Here is an 18,012-nt window from a genome sequence, read left to right on the forward strand (position 1 = left end):
GGCGGGAAACCTTAACCTACGCGATAGTTAGGCGCTTCCTTGGTAATGGTGACATCATGGACATGGGATTCACTCATACCGGCACTGGTCACCCGGACAAACTCCGGCCTGGTGCGCATGGTATCAATATCGCCAGACCCGGTATAACCCATCGCCGCACGCAATCCACCCACCATCTGGTGAACAATGGCACACAAAGGCCCTTTATAAGGGACACGACCTTCAATACCTTCCGGCACCAGCTTTTCTGCGCCGTTTTCAGCAGTCTGGAAATAACGGTCACTGGAGCCGGAAGCCTGCGCCATGGCTCCCAGGGAACCCATACCACGATAGGCTTTATAACTACGTCCCTGGTAGAGTTCCACTTCACCGGGTGCTTCCTCGGTACCCGCCAGCATACTGCCCAGCATCACCGTTGAAGCACCGGCTACAATGGCCTTGGCAATATCGCCGGAGTAACGGATACCGCCGTCAGCAATAACCGGAACCCCGGTACCTTTCAGGGCTTCAACCACATTGGCCACGGCGCTGATCTGGGGAACACCAATACCGGTAACAATTCGGGTGGTACAAATAGACCCGGGGCCAATGCCCACCTTCACGCCATCTGCACCTGCTTCAGCCAAAGCCTTGGCAGCAGCTCCCGTGGCAATATTACCACCAATAACCTGAACCTGGGGGTAGGTTTCCTTGACCCACTTCACGCGATCAATAACCCCTTTGGAATGGCCATGGGCGGTGTCTACAATAATGACATCCACACCGGCTTCAACCAGTGCGGCTACCCGGGCCGGCGTCTCAGGACCTGTACCTACGGCAGCACCTACACGCAACTGCCCCTGCTGGTCCTTGCAGGCATTGGGGTAATCCTGGGCTTTCTTGATGTCCTTTACGGTCATCATGCCCACCAGACCAAACTGGTCATCCACCACCAGCACCTTCTCAATACGGTGCTGATGCAGCAGTGTGCGCACATCGTGCTGACTGGTACCTTCCCGAACGGTTACCAGACGCTCTTTTGGCGTCATAATCTCGGAAACACTTTTTCCCAGATCAACCACAAAACGCATATCACGGCTGGTTACAATGCCCACCAGATCCTGTCCGGACAGCACGGGCACACCGGAAATCCGATGACGGGTGGTCAGTTCCAGCAGATCCCGAACGGATGCAGAGGCATCAATGGTAATGGGATCCTTAACAACACCACTCTCGTACTTCTTCACTGCGCGAACTTCGGCAGCCTGCTGCTCTACCGTCATATTCTTATGAATAATACCGATCCCCCCTTCCTGTGCCATGGCAATGGCCAGGCGGGCTTCAGTAACAGTGTCCATGGCGGAGGAGATCAGGGGCAGGTTCAGCTCGATGTCCCGGGTCAGGCGGGTACTCAGGGAGACATCTTTGGGCAGGACTTCGGAATAACCAGGGAGGAGGAGAACATCATCAAATGTAAGTGCGTCTTGAGCAATTCTTAGCATTGCCAATTACCGGGTGAGAATGGTGGATAAAATTCGCGAAAGCATAACAAATAAGACATCTTCAGGAAAGACCAAAAGAAAATATTTCACAACACCATCAAAACCTTTCATAGCCAACCATTCCCCATTTAATATTAACCTTCAACACACCCTCAAAGAGACATTACCGGCATGCACACTACCCCAACACCGCAGCCGCCTGAAGCCCAGGTTCTGTCAGTGAGTGAACTGAACAGCCAGGCCAGGCGACTACTGGAAATCAGCTTCCATAACATTCGGGTGGAGGGTGAGATATCCTCATTGGCACGTCCCAGCTCCGGCCACTGGTATTTCACCTTAAAAGATGAGCGGGCACAGATCCGCTGTGCCATGTTCCGTAACCGCAATCAATCATTAAGGTTTGTTCCATCAGAAGGGATGCTGGTGCAGATCCGTGGCCGGGTCAGCCTGTATGAAAACCGGGGAGACTACCAGTTAATCATTGACCATATGGAGGAAGCAGGCAACGGAGCCTTACAGAAAGCTTTTGAACAGCTTAAGAAAAAACTGGCCCAGGAAGGCCTGTTTGACAGCGAGCGTAAAAGAAAGCTGCCAGCCTATCCAAAGCATATTGGTGTTATTACCTCACCAACCGGAGCAGCCATTAGGGATATTCTATCCGTACTTGAACGGCGGGCGCCTTTTATTCCAGTCACTGTGATTCCCAGCCCTGTCCAAGGCAATGAAGCCACCGGACAATTAATACAGGCCCTGAACACCGCCTCAAAAGCCGATTTTGACGTTATCATCCTTAGCCGGGGCGGCGGTTCACTGGAAGATCTCTGGCCTTTTAATGAAGAAGCCCTTGCCAGGGCCATTGCCAAACATCCCGTCCCTGTTGTTAGCGCAGTGGGTCATGAGATTGATTTTACCATTGCGGATTTTGTGGCTGACTACCGCGCCCCCACCCCTTCTGCTGCCGCTGAAATACTCAGTCCTGACCGAAAGACCCTGCTGGAAAGAGTTAATCTATTAAACAGAAAACTAACCACAATGACTCTTCATAAATTACAAATGGCCCAGCATCAACTGCACAGTATCAGCAAGCGTCTAAGGCATCCCGGGGATCAGTTACGGGAGCATAGCCAAAGACTGGATGACCTGGAAATCAGAATGCAACAGGCTCTCTGTCTACAGCTGGAGCGAAAAAAAGCTGATTTACAGCGGCATCACAATAAGCTGGTGCAACTCTCTCCAGTGGCCAAGCTGGGGCAGATTAAACTACAAACAACCCACTTTGAAGAAACCCTCCATAACCAGATCAGCAGGAAACTGGAAACCCAACAACAAAAGCTGCAAAACCTTTCCGGCCAGCTTCATCTAGTGAGTCCGCTCTCGACAATGGCACGGGGTTATTCTATAACCCAAAAACAGGGACAGATCATTTCCCGTGCCAACCAATTGCAACTAGGCAACCAAATCACCCTTCGCTTGCATAAAGGTTCTGCTGATTGCACAGTAGATCAAATACACGAGTGAAAACGTGAGGCAAACCCTATGTTTGCACTAAAAAAGACCATAGCCGCCTTTCTTATGCCTTTGCCTTTTATGCTTTTTATTGGGCTAACAGGCCTGCTGGTGCTCTGGTTTACCCGCCATAAGTTCATTGCCTCACTGCTTATACTTATAGCTTTTACAGGCATTTTTCTGGCCTCCCTGAAACCTGTTTCTTCAGTTCTGCTGGCTCATATGGAACGGCAATATAAAGGCTATATTCCATCCACACAGCCCGTTGACTATATTATGATTCTGGGTCATGGCCATGTTATGGATAACCACCAACCCATCACCTCAAGGCTGTCCCGCACAGCATTGGTACGCCTGACGGAAGGCATTCGAATTCTCCGCTTACATCCTGAAGCAAAGCTGATTCTGTCGGGTTACAAAGGGGGGACATCCATTAGCCAGGCCCGTATGATGGCAACAGCGGCCCAGTCCCTGGCGGGGATAAACCCGGATGACACAATTCTTCTGGAAACGCCTCGCAATACCCTGGAGGAAGCCACCCAGGCGGTTGCTGTTGTGGGCAACAAAAGACTGGTTTTAGTGACTTCTGCCAGTCATATGCCCAGGGCCATGATAGATTTTCAGCAACAAGGATTGCAGCCTATACCGGCTCCCACTGAATTCCTTGGCAGTGATAGTGATATCAGCCAATTTTGGAGATATGCCCCCAACGCCAGGAACCTTGAACAAACTGAACTTTTCTGGCGTGAAACTATGGGACTATGGTGGCAAAAACTCAGTAACTGGCTACTCTAATTGGCTGTATTTTATATGCGACAATGATTTTTTACTTGTAATAAAAAGCCAGATATAGAATAGTTTGTTGACATTAGAGGTTTTCATTCATGTCAAACATCTTTACCTCTACATCATGCATAACAATAACAGAGGAAGAGGTATGCAAAAGGTCAAATTAAACCAGGAACTGGACAAGCTGCAAGAAGTGCTTAACCAGCTTTCTACGTTTATCAAGTCAGAGCTGGTGAAAAAAAAGCCGCCAAGGAAAAGGCAAAAGTAATCACTATTCCACAATCCAGACTTCTCCTCTGGATACCGGTGAGTTTATGCACAATATTAAAAGTCGGCCTGAATTTTTTTCAGGCCGGACTATACAGTCAATATTGTGATATTGACTCATAATCAGCCAATAAACATCCAGGCTATAATACCAACCCTCTTTTCTAGCCATGCTATGGCCTAGCAGCCCCATCATCATCAGAAACTTTTTTCCTGCCAATCCTTTGATAATAACTTCTTGATTTATCATCCAACTTTGTCACCCTCACTTCCTTTCCTGCAAGCTGAGCCTGTTTTTCGATATCTTCACCTGTTGTCATTAATTCCTTTTGCACATAGTTTATGATCTCTTGTTCTCGCCCCTGCTCATTAGGATTAAACCCAAGCTTAGCTTCGGTAACCAGTACAAATGCTTTATTTCGATGCACAGTACCATGGGAAGAAACCATCTTCTTAAGACTTTCTTCTTTAATATCCATCGTTCTCTTCTCAGCGGAGTCATCTTTTATTAATTTATTACCCAGGGCAAATGCCAGATTAGGATCCCAGGCCCCTAGTGACGAACGACTCTCATTAAGTCGAATAACAACATAAAAATCAGCATAGGCATGGGATACCAAATATTCCATATCGGTTAATGTTAGCCCCAGTCTTTTGGCATCCCCTTCAGTGGCAAGAAAAGGCAAAACCATATACCGGTTATAGACCTCATGACGATCAATAAATCCTTCCGGAAAAGGTTCTCTATAGCTTTTTACTATATTCCAGTCAGGATACCTGTTATCCGTACACCATACTTTCTCGGCAACAACCCATCGTGCCGAGTGATCGACGACATAGTAAGGGTTTCTTGCGGGATCTTTGTGAAGATCCATGGACTCCGCTTCAATCACTATTTCAAATTTAACACTATGGCTTGATGCCGTTTCCTCAATAGGTTTAAATTCAGAGTACCCACCCCTAACATCCTCAACAGTATCCTTATCTTTCTCCTTTCTGTGCACCCCGGGCATTTTATGTTTTTTTAGTACCATATGAGTGCCAAGAAATTTTTCATCTCCTGATTTTAAAAGACTGCCTTTGCCTTCCGGTAAAAGCTTTGTATAAAAATCAACTGAATCAAACATTATTTGATCACCAGGCGCGGCCTTGCCTGATTTCATCAGTAAACTTTCCCATTTGGCGACCGTAGAACGAACTAACAGCGTATCGGACTCTCCATCACTCTTATATTCCTGCCCATCCCTATTTTTAAAATAACAAACGGCACCTTGCTCACTAGCATCTAACTGAAGAATCCCATAAAAAAATTCATTTTTTGCCGGATCTTTTCCGAAACAGACATAATCATGAGTTTTTATCATGGTTTTTACAAAGTCAGCTTTAAATGCTTTTTCCTCTTCTTCATTTTTAACTCTTGGCTTCCACACTGGTTCAGGATTTTGTTGATTAGCCTCCTCTTTATCCAGGTCGGGATGAGGTACAACAAGCATACCAGTATCCACTTCAGACATAGCCTGGAATAAACTTTCAAATTTACTGGATACCCATTGAAATTCGGGGGGACTTGCTGCAAGCAGTCCACTAAAGGGTAAAAAAACAACACATAAAAAGAATAAAAAAGATTGTTTTATATGACTCATTTGCACAGCCCTCATAAGAACAAGAACCCCCAAAAAGACAGTCAGCATCAACAAAAAAAGCAGAAGAAACTCTATTAAAATAATTATAAAGCCATATTCATTCAATCAGCTCGACAGGCTTTCAATCCATTGTATTTAATTCATCAGGCAGTTATAGCAGTCACACTAAAACCTTTCCAGCCAGCATTATTTTTTTTATTACACGCAGCATCCATGCTTATCAGCTTATTTATCCTGTTAATACCTGCCCTCGGGCATATAGCTTCTTGCTTTCAGGGCTGCATAGTATCCAGCACTTTTCAGTCTTTATCTGTCGTCTTTGATTCCATCATTCCATTGAGTTTTTTCTCTCCGGCATCAATCAGGTCACTTCCTTTATCCCTAGCTTCCTTACCCCATTCCTCAGCATTGTCCATCATATCCGAGCGCCAGTCTTCGCTATCATCCCAGGCTTCTTTTGTTGTGCCAACCACCTCATCGCCCAGCGCACGGGCCTTTTCTTTAATAGATTCCCAATCAGCATGGGCAGGCAGCCCTATTGAGCAGGCCAGAATAGCCAGTGCCATAACGGCTTTTTTCATCATACTGCAACCTTTATTAATGTAGAGTTCACCATTATACCGTTAACAGGGATTTAGATGTTACTTGAGTCTAATTAAGTACTATTATGCAGCAAAACAAAAGGGAACCTTCTAACAATGTTAAACCTGTTTACATCAACACTAGCTTCATCCACCCGATTATGGAGAGGCACTTCCAGCAGTAAGAGCACCGTACAACCACTGCTTCCCCTGGTTCTTTACGACCGGGAAGCCTGCCCTCGCTGTCGGCTGGTACGAGAGGCATTGACAGAGCTAAACCTGGATGTGGAAATCCGTCCCTGCCCTATAGATGGCCAGCGCTTTCTCCAGGAAACACCCAAGGGTCGGCTCCCCTTCCTGGTTGACCCCAATACTGAAAAAAAACTCTCCCGTACCGGTCAAATCATGGACTATCTTTTTGGTCAATATGCGGATAGAAAACCACCCTCCAAATTCAACCCGGGACTTTTGAATCTTGCTGGCTCCAGCCTGGCAAGCTCACTCCGGCTTAACGCCGGCAGCAGGAAAGTGCCTTCCAGAATCCCGGAAAAACCCTTAAAACTCTACAGCTTCGAGTCCAGCCCTTATTCTCGTCTGGTTCGTGAACAACTGTCCGAACTGGAATTACCCTACTTACTAATAAACCTCGGTAAACAGCAGTGGGCAGACATGGGACCTGCCTCATTCCGAATGAGCATCAGGCCCTATAAGCCACTACCAGGCACCAAACGAAGCCTTTTCTTTGAAGAACATGGTGATGTGCAGGTACCCTATCTGGAAGACCCCAATACCGATACAGCACTTTTTGAATCCCGTGCTATTGTTAAATACCTTCAACGTACCTATCAGGCTCAATAGAGGATCAAGCTTTTGATGAAGCCTATCGCAGTCTGCGCCCTGTACAAGTTTGTTACACTGGAGAACTATCAGGATCTACGCCAGCCCCTGCAACAAGCCATGGAGCAGCACAATATTAAAGGAACGCTGCTACTGGCCAGGGAAGGCATCAACGGCACGGTTGCTGGCCTGAAAGCAGACATCGATACCCTTCTTGCCCTGTTACAATCCGATCACCGTTTAAATCCACTGGACTGTAAACTGTCCTATCACAGTACCTGCCCATTCCTGAGAACCCGGGTTCGTCTGAAAAAAGAAATCGTCACCATGGGGATTGAGAACATCAATCCCGCCCAAAGCACCGGCACCTATATCAAGCCCGGGGACTGGAATGCACTGATCTCTTCACCTGACGTGCTGGTGATTGATACCCGTAATAAATATGAAACCGCCATTGGCTCCTTTAAAAACGCCAAGGACCCACAAACTGCAAGCTTCAGGGAATTCCCCCGTTATGTTCGGGAACACCTGGACCCGGTAAAACATAAAAAAATTGCCATGTTTTGTACCGGGGGGATCCGCTGTGAAAAGTCAACGGCTTATCTCAAGCAACAGGGATTTGAAGAGGTTTACCACCTGGAAGGCGGCATATTGAAATACCTTGAAGAAGTCCCCGAACAGGAAAGCCTCTGGCAGGGTGAATGCTTTGTCTTTGATAACCGGGTTTCCATCAATCATTCACTGGAAAAGGGCCAATACGACATGTGCCACGGCTGCCGCCAACCCATCACGGAGGCAGACAAGTCCAGTCATTATTATACCCCCGGTGTTTGCTGCCCTCACTGCCACCACAAACTAACTGACTCCCAGCGAAAACGCTTTACTGAAAGGGAACGGCAAATACAGCTGGCTAAAGCCCGGGGTAGTGTTCACCTGGGCAAGCAATAGCCATAACCAGGTCAAGACTATCTCAGCTGACAGCCCCTCTACTGGTTCAATACCCTCTTCAATGCGTTTGGCGGACTCTATGGGCCTCGTTATAAAAACGGAACCTTGTTCCACTTTGTTGTTCCTTGTTAGCATCCAGTTTAAGGCCTTCTTTGATTTCACTTTTTCCAATATTATATTTACTGATATTTTCGTTATCAAAACTCCAAACATAGGAATAATTTCTGGGAGCCTCAACCTTGACAACTCCATCCTCTATTGAATATTCCCGTCCTTCCAAAACCTGTTCAACAGTTTTTATCTCAAGGTCTGTTTCGAGCTTTTTCATTCCCCGCTCTAAAGGATTAAGCTTTTCCCCAAAAAACCAGGCAAGGTTAAAGTCATGACTATAGACATCTGCCCCTTCCCTGAGAGACTGATACTTTCTGAGATTACCTGCGGCCGCTCTTATATGAGTATTAAATCCGGGGTCAAGCAGCTCTAACTTTTTTCGATGATACATTTTTCCATCTACAATCTGTGGAAATTCTGTTTTATAGTCTGCTTCCTGCCATAACCTGCTTCCTCCAGACACATCCACCTCAGCGATAGCCCAGCCTTCAACAGGTTGAAGAACCACATGATCATGAATAGTGAGCAACGATGTTCTATCAAATGTTTCTGTCAAGAGAACACCTTGATGATTAGCCGTGGACACCACAGAAACATTCCAGGCCTTTTCGTACAGGCTTCCTTTTCCTGGTTGATCCACTACCCGCCCATCCTGATAGATACGTTTTGTTTTATTAATATAGGAGACTGATAGATCAACACTACTGTCTGAGCTACTCAGCTTGTTAGCTGATTCACCGAAAGTGTGTTCAAAGACACCATCAACATCCTCTACAGCCTGATAAAACTCCGATACAGAAAAAGTTCCCAAGTATACAGACTCTATGGGCTTAACTGGAGAAGGACTGTCATAAAATGACATCATGTTATCTATGGAATCCATATCAACAACCACATATTTATTATAAAAAGCGGATAGGGTTTCCTTTATATTTGCCTTTTCGACATTATTAACCAAAGCAATAAACCGGTCTGCCTTCAACCCATCAGAGAGCACACAACGAGCCTTAAGCCCCGAATCAACGTTTGTTTTTCCTACAAAAAAATCAGAGTTATTGTTAGCCTGGCCGATGCAAACACTTGAAAACTGATCAAACCAAACCTTAAAAATACCAATAGCGTTTTCTTTTTTTTCACCCGCCTCGATATCACTCTCAACAAGCTCTACCAGACCCGCAGGAAAACCTGCCGCTAACAATATCTCATCACTTTCACCTTTAACCCATTGAAATGCTTTTTTATCATTAACCTTCTGGTTAAAAGAATCCTGACTGTCCATTGCATAAAGAGAATTTACTAAAGACAATGCACAGGATAAGGCTAACACGACACCAGCGACCAGCTTAATGCCAATTAAATTTACTTTTTTATTCATCTAAAACACCCTTATTTTTTTATTAGCAAGATCGGATTTATAAGGATGTTGACATTAAATCTGTTTATCTTATTCAAATAGTCAGAGAAACTAACTCTGCTGTAAAGTTCTGCTTTCAGGGCTCCTTCTTCACATTCATACCGGCAGCCTACCAGATAAAACCCACTATTTATTGACATAGATCATAAGTAGTTTTACCGGTCAGCTATTACTCTCCGGACTGCCTAAAAATCCATACAACAAAGGAGTCAAACCCAACACAGTTCCGACTACTGCTTTTTTATAGTCCGCAGAATCTCCCTCCTGAAGCATCCCCGCCAGAGCTGATGGACAAGCACCATCAGTAGCGCGAGAAATGATCATGTCAGGCAACAAAGGATAATTATTATGATGAAACGCTGGTCTCAACTTTCCCTCACTGCCAAGGTCCTTATTGGAATGGTGGCAGGTTTATTGATGGGGTTACTTTTCCGCAATCTTTTTACTGGCCACCCTCTGATAGAAGATTACCTGATCAACGGCCTGTTCCATATGACCGGTCAGATATTTCTAACCGTTCTGAAAATGATAGTGGTACCACTGGTCTTTACATCCATTGTGTGCGGTACCTGCTCCCTGAAAGATATCACCATTTTAGGTCGCCTTGGTGGCATGACCCTGGCTCTTTACCTGCTAACAACCGCCATCGCCATCTCCCTGGCCATGTCTGTAGCCTTGTTAATCGGCCCTGGCAAAGGTGCCAACCTGGAAAGTGCCGCCAATTTCGTTGCCGGTGAAGCACCTTCCCTGGTTGACGTATTGATCGGGATGTTTCCCAGCAATCCAATCAGCGCCATGGCATCAGGAAACACCCTGCAAATTATTGTCTTTTCTATTCTGTTTGGTATTGCCATTGCCGCTGCCGGAAAGCCCGCCCAACCACTGGTCAAACTGTTTAGCGCCCTTAATGAAGCCATGCTGAAACTGGTGACCCTGATTATGAACCTGGCTCCATACGGAGTGATGGGGCTAATGGGCAAACTATTCTACAGTATTGACTTAAGCGCCATCTTTAGCCTGGTGGAATATTTCTTTGTTGTCCTTGGCGTTTTAATACTCCAGGTACTGATCACTTACTGCGGCCTGTTGAAGTTACTGACTGGACTGAACCCCCGCATTTTTTTGAAAAAAATGCGTGACGCCTTTATGTTCGCCTTCAGTACAGCATCCAGTAATGCCACCATTCCCGTTACCCTGGAAACCGTAACCCGTCGTATGGGAGCCTGCAACCAGGTGTCTTCTTTCACCGTCCCCTTAGGCAGCACCATTAATATGGACGGCACTGCTATTATGCAGGGGGTTGCTACCGTCTTTATCGCCCAGGCATTTGGTATCCACCTGGCCTTCAATGATTATATGATGGTGATTGTCACTGCAACACTGGCTTCAATCGGCACAGCCGGGGTGCCTGGTGTTGGGCTGGTGATGCTGGCAATGGTACTACAACAGGTGGGGCTGCCATTAGAAGGCATTGCCTTGATTATGGGGGTTGACCGCTTACTGGACATGGTTCGCACAGCGGTAAATATTACCGGGGACAGCGCGGTAACCTGTATTGTTGCAAAGCAGCAGGGAGGGCTGAATACCGATATCTATAACGATATTCATGCAGGTGAACGTGAAGAGCATATTGATTTTCATAAAATCAACATCGGAGAGCAAGACCGTCCTGTAACCAATCACTAAAAACGTCCAGAGCTGTTATTAACAGCTCTGGATTAACCGCTGCTTACAGAAATTCAAAACCTTCACTTAACCGGGCACATTTTTGCCAGCTCGCTACTATTCAGCCGGGTACGCAGGTTAGTGTTGGTTCTGAAAGGGTTGCTCCGGGCAGACTCTTTCCTGATGCTCTGTGGCAGCATTGCAAAGCCTCCTTTCTCTTTAACCTTCATAGCATATGCTGTTTTGATTCTGGGATCCCTGTAAGGGAATGTCACTTTATTTAATTTAATGGGATACGTCAGCATTTGTGCCGATGCCGCCAGCTCCTCACGACTAAGGGATGAAATATCCCCCTGATAGTCTTCCATAAGATGCTTGGGCACCAACCAAACCTTTAAGTTGAGGTTGAAGTTTCTGAACGTATATTCCGATGTACTGCTATGACTGGGGTTGCTCAGCTTAGGCAATGAAAAGTTAACGGATTTAAGCCCAAAGCTTGATTCCCACTGGTCAAATTCTACCAAATCAGAGCTGACCACTTCACGGGTGAGTCCCTCATCCTCAGCGCATTTAAAATAGCCACATACCTTCTTAGGTTGATTTTTATCAATCACCTGACCATCAGCGGCTTGAGTGGTCTGAGTTCGTGCTTCCAGCCCCACCAGTACTTTATAGCCGTTTTTCTCCGCCAGTGGTGACAGGACACCGCCAAGCTGCTGCAAATTAAATGAAAGAATCGGACCTTTAAAGAAACGGTAGCGATAGTCTTCGGACTCATCATTCCAGAAGGCTGCCCCTTTTATGGTATAACCGTCATCGGCAATGTATGAATAGTCTCCTGTACCAGGGACTTCAATAGTAAAGACTTCAGCGGTTGGCACCTCTATCAAATTAAACAAACCAGGCAGCTTACCGGCACTGTCCTTTGAACCCCACAGTGGAAATGACATAGTACGAACGGAGGACTCAACCCTGGCGTTGCCTTTTAGAGCCAGTTCACCAATGCTCAGATAACTGGAAGGCTCTGGCAGTTTAAAACCATCCAGGGTTCTGGTTGGTGTGAAATTCAGATAATTCAGCCCTTCAGATGCAGCACTGAGCACACCCGGAGCAACAGGTACTCCCATCATGGTGGCTCCTGTTGAACCGACTTTAAAACCAGCCTGGAATATCTTCACCATGGTATCCAGGGTTTCATCCCCTTCTTCCTTATAAACGGCCTTGGCAAACCGTTCCGTATCCATCTGATTGACCATCTGGCTGTAATTGTTGTAGGTCAGCACTCCCAGATTATCAATATCCAGATTGTTACCATCTTTCAGGTAGGAGGCCAATAACCCATCATCCATATACTGCCCCCCTCTCACCACGGGAACATCCGTAGACATCTGCTTACCACCAAGCACCAGGGTGGCATCTTGCACTGGAGCAATTTTTACATCGAGATTATAGGGCGCCAGGGCTGCACATGGGTCAAAGGTAATAGGGATGTCCCCATAAATAAACTGGCCTGAGTCGTGGGCATACAGAGGCGCCAACGCTGTAGCCTTAACCGGATAACTGGCTGAATCCACCAGTCCTGTCGGTTTATAGGTGGAGAACAGATTAACCCGCTTACCCTGATTACCGGCAACGGATGAGGAAAGCGATATTTCGATGCTATTAAAGGTATAGGGAGCATGATTAATGTAGGCAATCACCCGGGCAACCCCCCTCGCCCGGTTATAGAGAACCAGATAGGGATAACTATAGTCTTTATGGGTTTTAACCTTCCCCTCTTTATTGAAACCCATATTACGGCTAACCAGTTCCCACCCCTCTTCAGGAAAAAAGTCCGGCACAATGGATTCATTACCACCATTAGCAAAAGGAAATTTAGTGGTATCCTCTGAATAAAAAGGACTTAAAACCCTAATGACTTCCCCATAGTCACTATTTTGAAAGCTATTTAATAACCAATGCTTTTGCTGCCAGTTAAATGCAACATCGCTATAGTCCTTTGCTGTATCAGGAATATCAGGAACAGCCTGAGCAAAAGCAGATGATGCAACCATTAGTGATGTTGCCAATTTAATGGCAAAGCTTAATCGTTTCACTACTACACCCTTAATTACAGTACACTTATCAATAGGCACCAGCTATAAGCTGGCTCCTATTATTTTTAATAATTTAAACCAGCCACCTTACAGTGCCTTGCCCCAATAGCCTTGATGCAACTGTTTTTATCTATGATAACAGTCATACCCCACAAGATATTCATAGTTACAACCTTGAATACTCCATCAGTCTAATTGAAGACTTCGATTGTTTGAAAAGCAATCATCCAATTAAGATTCATTAGGGTACATAAAGGCTTTTATATCTAAAACAAACAAGAAAGATTGCAAAGGAGCAGCCACAGTAAAGGATAAAATAATAATTCTTCACGCCTCCTTAAACTATTCACTAGCCAACCTCTCTTACAATAACTGGACACAAATCTTACAAAGGATTGACGTTTATTTATTGATATAGAGCAACACAAAAACAAAAAAAACTGAAAACCGTCATTTAAAAACTTAAATTAACAAAAGATTATCAGGAAAAGTTAATAAATACAGTAATACCTAATAATTCATAAAATAGCGATAGAATTAAAACAACTTTATTGACTAAAAATACACCAGATAAAAAAAGGCAGCCCAAAGGCTACCTAATATATCTACTTATGTTTTTTTGATAAGTAATCCCAATCTCTGGCTAAGAGCTGAAATAGACGTACCCACTAACCCATTAAGCACGCCACATCCTTCTCATTACCAACCGCCCCAGACATTCATGGTAAAGCACCGCAGCCACATGACCAAAAACAAGAACCCCCAGAATCATACAACTAAATTTATGAACCAGGTTAAATTGATGGGTCAGCACAGCATCTGTTAGCGGCTGAGAGAACTGAATAATATTAAAGACATTGATGGGCCTTTCCATCATTAACACACCAGAAACCATCACGATAAGGATATTGATATAAATCAGTACATGAACAGTATAAGCCAGCTGGTGCCCCTTCATTTTTTTAGACACTGTGGGTTTTCCATATCTGAAAAAGAACCACGATCTTAGAATAAAAAAAGGAATAAACAGCGTAGTGGCAGAGACATTAATAAAACCAATCCAGTTAGCAATAAATGGATCCGGCTTGGCAAATGCTGCATAAAACCCGGTAAATAATCCCCAAAAAATGACAGCTGCCGAAATCCAGTGCAGATAAATCTGCTGCCATTTATATCTAGAGTCTTCCATGTCATGGCCGTTATTATAATCATCAAAACAGGCTGTTGAGCTGTTCATCGCCCTATCCTTCATCAAAAAAAATGGTGGCCGGAGGTTACAAATTATTTGCATTTTTGCATTGACATAGAGCAATACAGAAAACAAAAAAACAAAAACCTAATGTTTTTAACCCAAAATTAACAAGTGCTGCCAAAAGGAATTTCAGCCTTTGTCAACACCAGCTATCCATCAGGACTTGTGGAGAACCTCCGGCATCCCCCACAAGATCCGAATGAACAGTGCTCTCTAGGGTCTGTTGACGTTTGCTCGTGTGCTCATGATCAAGCGTCAATAGCCCCTACATTTACCCTACAATTAAGCCGCAGACCGTATCTGCAGATCCTGCATATACGCCTCAACACTACCGTAGAGTTCTTTTGCCGCAAACACATCATCTACAAAGCCATTGACAAACCCCAACATATCACTTGCAAACTTCATATCCCTTTCTTTTGTGTTATATTCATAACCCTCAAGCCCCGCCAGACCAACTCCCAACTCCTTTGTCCTTGTTGGCGTTGCTTCAGGTTTAGCCAATAAACTGGAACCTAAACTTAGACCACTTCACCTATCGCAATTAACAAGCCTGCAATACCTTGTCCTATAGCGGCCCAATCCGGTGAGCGGCCCGTGGGATCATAAAAAGTAACGGGGTTACTAAAGCAGTAAAGATAACCATTGACCCCTCCCCTTCCAAAGGGTGAGGCATCACTATCAAACTGATGAAAACGCTTCAGGGCAGGATTATAGGTTCGGTAACCCTGCCCCAAGTGGTAAAGCCCCGTCGCAGGGTCAATCCTTTCGCCATTAAAACCGATAGCTTCTAACAGCAGGGGTGAAATCTCCATATCATCCTGCCTGGAGGGTATTAACAGACCAAAGGCCTTATGGCTGGACCCAAGACACAAAATAGAGGCGGCAGTGGAAAAAATAGAGCCTTTTAGCAAAAATTGCCGCCGGTTCAGGGAAGGACAACTATCCAGTAAAGTGTGTGATTCATAGACATCATTTCACCATTATTCGGTGTTATGAACAGAGAAGTACAGCAGCGTCTTGGATGATCTGCTAGCTGAGTGGCAACACTACTACAACTAGCAGCAGCCTCATAACGCCCATTACTGAAAAACGCCGATGGATAGACTATCTGAGCTTATAGATAAAACGCCATATACAGAAGAAGTTCAAGCTGAATACGAACCTGCACTGGAGCGCATTCAGCATCCTGTTTACAAAGTGAACCTAGAGCTTAGAAAGTTGAAACGATGTCTATGAATCACACAATTTTAATAAACCTTTAATACCATTGCACGATCGTTTACATTTTCCCCTTTACCATTTGTTCTAATTCTTCCACGCTCGGTATCTTTGGTATAAAAACCACGCTCGCTCATTTTTGAAAAGTTGTGAAACATTTCTGAATGGGCATACTGATAGGGTGTAGCCTTTAAAATACTGGCATCTGCTTTTTGTGCCTCTACAACCCTGGGCGTAGCCTCAACACGCCTTTCTTTATAATGTTCAAAATAAAGATAATCATTATTTGTTATAACAATATAATTTTTATCATTTATACCTTTATTATTTATTGGATCATATACTGTGGCCCCTTTATAGCTAAACGATGGCTGCACATAAAATTGCGCAAAGCTATTTCCTAGACAACTTGAACTATCCGCCCATACATCAGGTGTATTTTTTTCAGCCGTGATGAATTTATTTGTGGCAAATGAATAAATGCAAAATGTAGTGTGTGTAGGTATGGGCTCACCTTCCCTTAACCGCTCAATACCCATTTTTTTTCCGTGCCAGTCAGGGTTATAGTCGGCATAAACACTTTGAATTACACTCAATAGTAAGCAGGAACTCATTAGAAGCGTATTCTTAAATTTCATTTTTCAGCTCATCCGGTTAAATAGAATTATTAGATAGACAAACCAAGGTCCCAACCATTGCTAAATATGGACCCATTAATTTCATTGCCATAATTATCATGAATGACCAGCTTTCCCCCATTAAATGGAAGAGGGTAGTTAACGGTTAAAGGCATTTTCCTTTTTGTTTCCATTGACTCACTTCCCACCTCAAACCTGACACAGTTCAAGCTTCCACTACTCAGGGTATTCGCAGGTAAAATATTCTCACTCCATATTGGTTCATCTTTTACATTACCCCTTGGTCTAGGTAACCTAACAGGTCTGGTTGCCCAGTTTATTTTTGAATCAATGGTACTGTAATACGCTTTATTTCCCGGCTCAGGTATCCAGCACCCTGCCATGGCGGGTCGTATTCCGTAATTAGCTTCAGGTTCGTTTTCATAGAGATGAAGTGGACGCATCAAGTAGTTAGCCGCCTTATCCCCTCCGGCACTACCATCCACCTTTTGTCCAGACTGAACCTTAAAGGCCCCCCTCAGCATAATCCCCTCAGGTAGCTTACTGGCCTGGGAAACATTCCCTATAATTCTGGCATCAACTATCTTGGCATTGGGGAATTGATTGTTCCGGATTCGTATTTGATATACCCGGTAACTCAGGCCATCTCTTCGCTGGATATCCTTTTTTTCTACACTCAGGTCATTCGAGCTGTATTGAAAACTCTGCCGAACCTTTATCTTTGGCGTGTTTTCATCATTACAGGTATTAAACTCAGTACCGCCATAGGATTTCCCGGAGTCAACCATGGCACAAACTTCCATATCATCCTGGGATACTCCCGTTGAAGTAATATAGCGGTAGACGGTATCTCTGGCACCGTGCTTTACTCCGGCAGCAGCAAATTTACTATTGCCCCCTCCAGCAACAGGCACCGGATCAAAATTATTTTCTATTTCCTGTATATAAAATTGGTTTCTATTCGATGCTATATCATCATCCGTTGCGCTACCTTCCTGAACATTAGCTCTGGACTTATTATGTATGGTAAGTCGCCTGCCAAGATCATCAAGCTCATCTGCCGTTAAACTCATTCCAGGAATAAGATGAAATTTCACCCTTATTTCTGCCTGACTTCGCCCATTATTAAATATCACAGGCGTCATACTATTAGATGTCCCAACAGTAACTGAAATATGATCAACTTTATCTAAAGAATCAATGTTGGCAATAGACAACTGAGGTAAAGAAATAGCCCCCACCCCAAAGAGAGCCATTGTTATTTTTTTCATATTCATAAAGGAATGCCCCTATGCATAGGTAAGTAGAATAATAATAAGACCTTTCAGAATACAACGGCTCATTTCGAGCAAAAAACACTCACCATCAAATAACACCAACCGCACTCTCTAACTATCATAATGGGCATAGTCATTTAGATACCAAAACAAGGTGGAAAGATGAGTAGTGCCCAGCTACTCTGTACCCCACAGGGATTGTGAGAAGCCTCAATGAGTACTTTCCTTCAGGTCAGAGCAGTAGCGTAGTTAGAATGTGTGGTTGATATATCCTTTCAGGTAGCAA

15 protein-coding genes and 1 pseudogene are annotated in these 18,012 nt (G+C 44.7%); 6 read left to right on the forward strand and 10 right to left on the reverse strand.

What is annotated here, in order from left to right; translation table 11 throughout:
• Positions 1 to 11: 11 nt before the first annotated feature.
• Entirely contained in the window at positions 12 to 1,481 is a 1,470-nt protein-coding gene (gene guaB / locus MJ595_RS19300; RefSeq protein ID WP_263079698.1) for an IMP dehydrogenase, read from the reverse strand.
• Between the two features lie 219 nt (positions 1,482 to 1,700).
• Here guaB and xseA point away from each other — a divergent pair, with 219 nt between their 5' ends.
• Complete coding sequence (xseA, locus tag MJ595_RS19305) at positions 1,701 to 2,999, forward strand: exodeoxyribonuclease VII large subunit (protein WP_263079699.1); 1,299 nt, start codon at positions 1,701 to 1,703, stop codon at positions 2,997 to 2,999.
• Between the two features lie 18 nt (positions 3,000 to 3,017).
• The gene (elyC, locus tag MJ595_RS19310; RefSeq protein WP_263079700.1) at positions 3,018 to 3,782 is read left to right on the forward strand and encodes an envelope biogenesis factor ElyC; all 765 of its coding nucleotides are present in this window, start codon (positions 3,018 to 3,020) and stop codon (positions 3,780 to 3,782) included.
• 434 nt (positions 3,783 to 4,216) lie between these two features.
• On the opposite strand, the gene MJ595_RS19315 is transcribed toward elyC, so the two are convergent.
• Positions 4,217 to 5,686 carry a hypothetical protein gene (locus MJ595_RS19315; RefSeq protein ID WP_263079701.1) on the reverse strand — a complete coding sequence of 490 codons (1,470 nt, stop codon included), beginning with the start codon at positions 5,684 to 5,686 and terminating at the stop codon, positions 4,217 to 4,219.
• 299 nt (positions 5,687 to 5,985) lie between these two features.
• Positions 5,986 to 6,270 (reverse strand): hypothetical protein, encoded by a 285-nt coding sequence (locus MJ595_RS19320; protein ID WP_263079703.1) that lies wholly within the window; start codon positions 6,268 to 6,270, stop codon positions 5,986 to 5,988.
• Positions 6,271 to 6,384: 114 nt separating this feature from the next.
• On the opposite strand from MJ595_RS19320, the gene MJ595_RS19325 reads away from it, so the two are divergent.
• Positions 6,385 to 7,125, forward strand: a complete 741-nt coding sequence (locus MJ595_RS19325) for a glutathione S-transferase N-terminal domain-containing protein (protein ID WP_263079705.1) — start codon at positions 6,385 to 6,387, stop codon at positions 7,123 to 7,125.
• Positions 7,126 to 7,140: 15 nt separating this feature from the next.
• Entirely contained in the window at positions 7,141 to 8,052 is a 912-nt protein-coding gene (locus MJ595_RS19330) for a rhodanese-related sulfurtransferase (RefSeq protein WP_263079706.1), read from the forward strand.
• 58 nt (positions 8,053 to 8,110) lie between these two features.
• Here the strand turns inward: MJ595_RS19330 and MJ595_RS19335 are convergent, their stop codons facing one another.
• The gene (locus tag MJ595_RS19335; RefSeq protein ID WP_263079707.1) at positions 8,111 to 9,538 is read right to left on the reverse strand and encodes a hypothetical protein; all 1,428 of its coding nucleotides are present in this window, start codon (positions 9,536 to 9,538) and stop codon (positions 8,111 to 8,113) included.
• Positions 9,539 to 9,925: 387 nt separating this feature from the next.
• On the opposite strand from MJ595_RS19335, the gene MJ595_RS19340 reads away from it, so the two are divergent.
• Positions 9,926 to 11,263, forward strand: a complete 1,338-nt coding sequence (locus MJ595_RS19340; protein WP_263079708.1) for a dicarboxylate/amino acid:cation symporter — start codon at positions 9,926 to 9,928, stop codon at positions 11,261 to 11,263.
• Positions 11,264 to 11,325: 62 nt separating this feature from the next.
• On the opposite strand, the gene MJ595_RS19345 is transcribed toward MJ595_RS19340, so the two are convergent.
• The 4 genes from MJ595_RS19345 to MJ595_RS19360 all read right to left on the reverse strand — a co-directional run bounded on the left by MJ595_RS19345 (position 11,326) and on the right by MJ595_RS19360 (position 15,504).
• A complete protein-coding gene (locus tag MJ595_RS19345; protein ID WP_263079709.1) occupies positions 11,326 to 13,377 on the reverse strand; it encodes a hypothetical protein in 2,052 nt (683 codons plus the stop codon).
• 637 nt (positions 13,378 to 14,014) lie between these two features.
• Positions 14,015 to 14,575, reverse strand: coding sequence for a cytochrome b/b6 domain-containing protein (locus MJ595_RS19350; RefSeq protein WP_263079710.1), 561 nt, complete (start codon positions 14,573 to 14,575; stop codon positions 14,015 to 14,017).
• Positions 14,576 to 14,872: 297 nt separating this feature from the next.
• The gene (locus MJ595_RS19355; protein WP_263079711.1) at positions 14,873 to 15,094 is read right to left on the reverse strand and encodes a hypothetical protein; all 222 of its coding nucleotides are present in this window, start codon (positions 15,092 to 15,094) and stop codon (positions 14,873 to 14,875) included.
• A 17-nt stretch (positions 15,095 to 15,111) separates the two neighbouring features.
• Positions 15,112 to 15,504 (reverse strand): RHS repeat-associated core domain-containing protein, encoded by a 393-nt coding sequence (locus tag MJ595_RS19360; protein WP_263079712.1) that lies wholly within the window; start codon positions 15,502 to 15,504, stop codon positions 15,112 to 15,114.
• 106 nt (positions 15,505 to 15,610) lie between these two features.
• On the opposite strand from MJ595_RS19360, the pseudogene MJ595_RS19365 reads away from it, so the two are divergent.
• Positions 15,611 to 15,829, forward strand: a pseudogene (locus MJ595_RS19365) (IS481 family transposase); the annotation flags it as partial.
• 11 nt (positions 15,830 to 15,840) lie between these two features.
• Here MJ595_RS19365 and MJ595_RS19370 read toward each other — a convergent pair.
• Both MJ595_RS19370 and MJ595_RS19375 read right to left on the reverse strand, forming a co-directional pair.
• Positions 15,841 to 16,407, reverse strand: coding sequence for a hypothetical protein (locus MJ595_RS19370; protein WP_263079713.1), 567 nt, complete (start codon positions 16,405 to 16,407; stop codon positions 15,841 to 15,843).
• Positions 16,408 to 16,478: 71 nt separating this feature from the next.
• Entirely contained in the window at positions 16,479 to 17,726 is a 1,248-nt protein-coding gene (locus MJ595_RS19375; RefSeq protein WP_263079714.1) for a hypothetical protein, read from the reverse strand.
• Between the last annotated feature and the right edge of the window lie 286 nt (positions 17,727 to 18,012).

It is taken from the genome of Endozoicomonas sp. Mp262 (assembly GCF_025643335.1).
GTDB lineage: Bacteria > Pseudomonadota > Gammaproteobacteria > Pseudomonadales > Endozoicomonadaceae > Endonucleibacter.

Bases quoted from the DNA above. Each gene is read 5' to 3' on its own strand.
- MJ595_RS19325 (WP_263079705.1), top strand. From the start codon at position 6,385: ATGTTAAACCTGTTTACATCAACACTAGCTTCATCCACCCGATTATGG.
- MJ595_RS19315 (WP_263079701.1), bottom strand. From the start codon at position 5,686: ATGAGTCATATAAAACAATCTTTTTTATTCTTTTTATGTGTTGTTTTT.
- MJ595_RS19335 (WP_263079707.1), bottom strand. From the start codon at position 9,538: ATGAATAAAAAAGTAAATTTAATTGGCATTAAGCTGGTCGCTGGTGTC.
- MJ595_RS19340 (WP_263079708.1), top strand. From the start codon at position 9,926: ATGATGAAACGCTGGTCTCAACTTTCCCTCACTGCCAAGGTCCTTATT.
- elyC (WP_263079700.1), top strand. From the start codon at position 3,018: ATGTTTGCACTAAAAAAGACCATAGCCGCCTTTCTTATGCCTTTGCCT.
- guaB (WP_263079698.1), bottom strand. From the start codon at position 1,481: ATGCTAAGAATTGCTCAAGACGCACTTACATTTGATGATGTTCTCCTC.
- MJ595_RS19375 (WP_263079714.1), bottom strand. From the start codon at position 17,726: ATGAATATGAAAAAAATAACAATGGCTCTCTTTGGGGTGGGGGCTATT.
- MJ595_RS19350 (WP_263079710.1), bottom strand. From the start codon at position 14,575: ATGAACAGCTCAACAGCCTGTTTTGATGATTATAATAACGGCCATGAC.
- MJ595_RS19320 (WP_263079703.1), bottom strand. From the start codon at position 6,270: ATGATGAAAAAAGCCGTTATGGCACTGGCTATTCTGGCCTGCTCAATA.
- MJ595_RS19330 (WP_263079706.1), top strand. From the start codon at position 7,141: ATGAAGCCTATCGCAGTCTGCGCCCTGTACAAGTTTGTTACACTGGAG.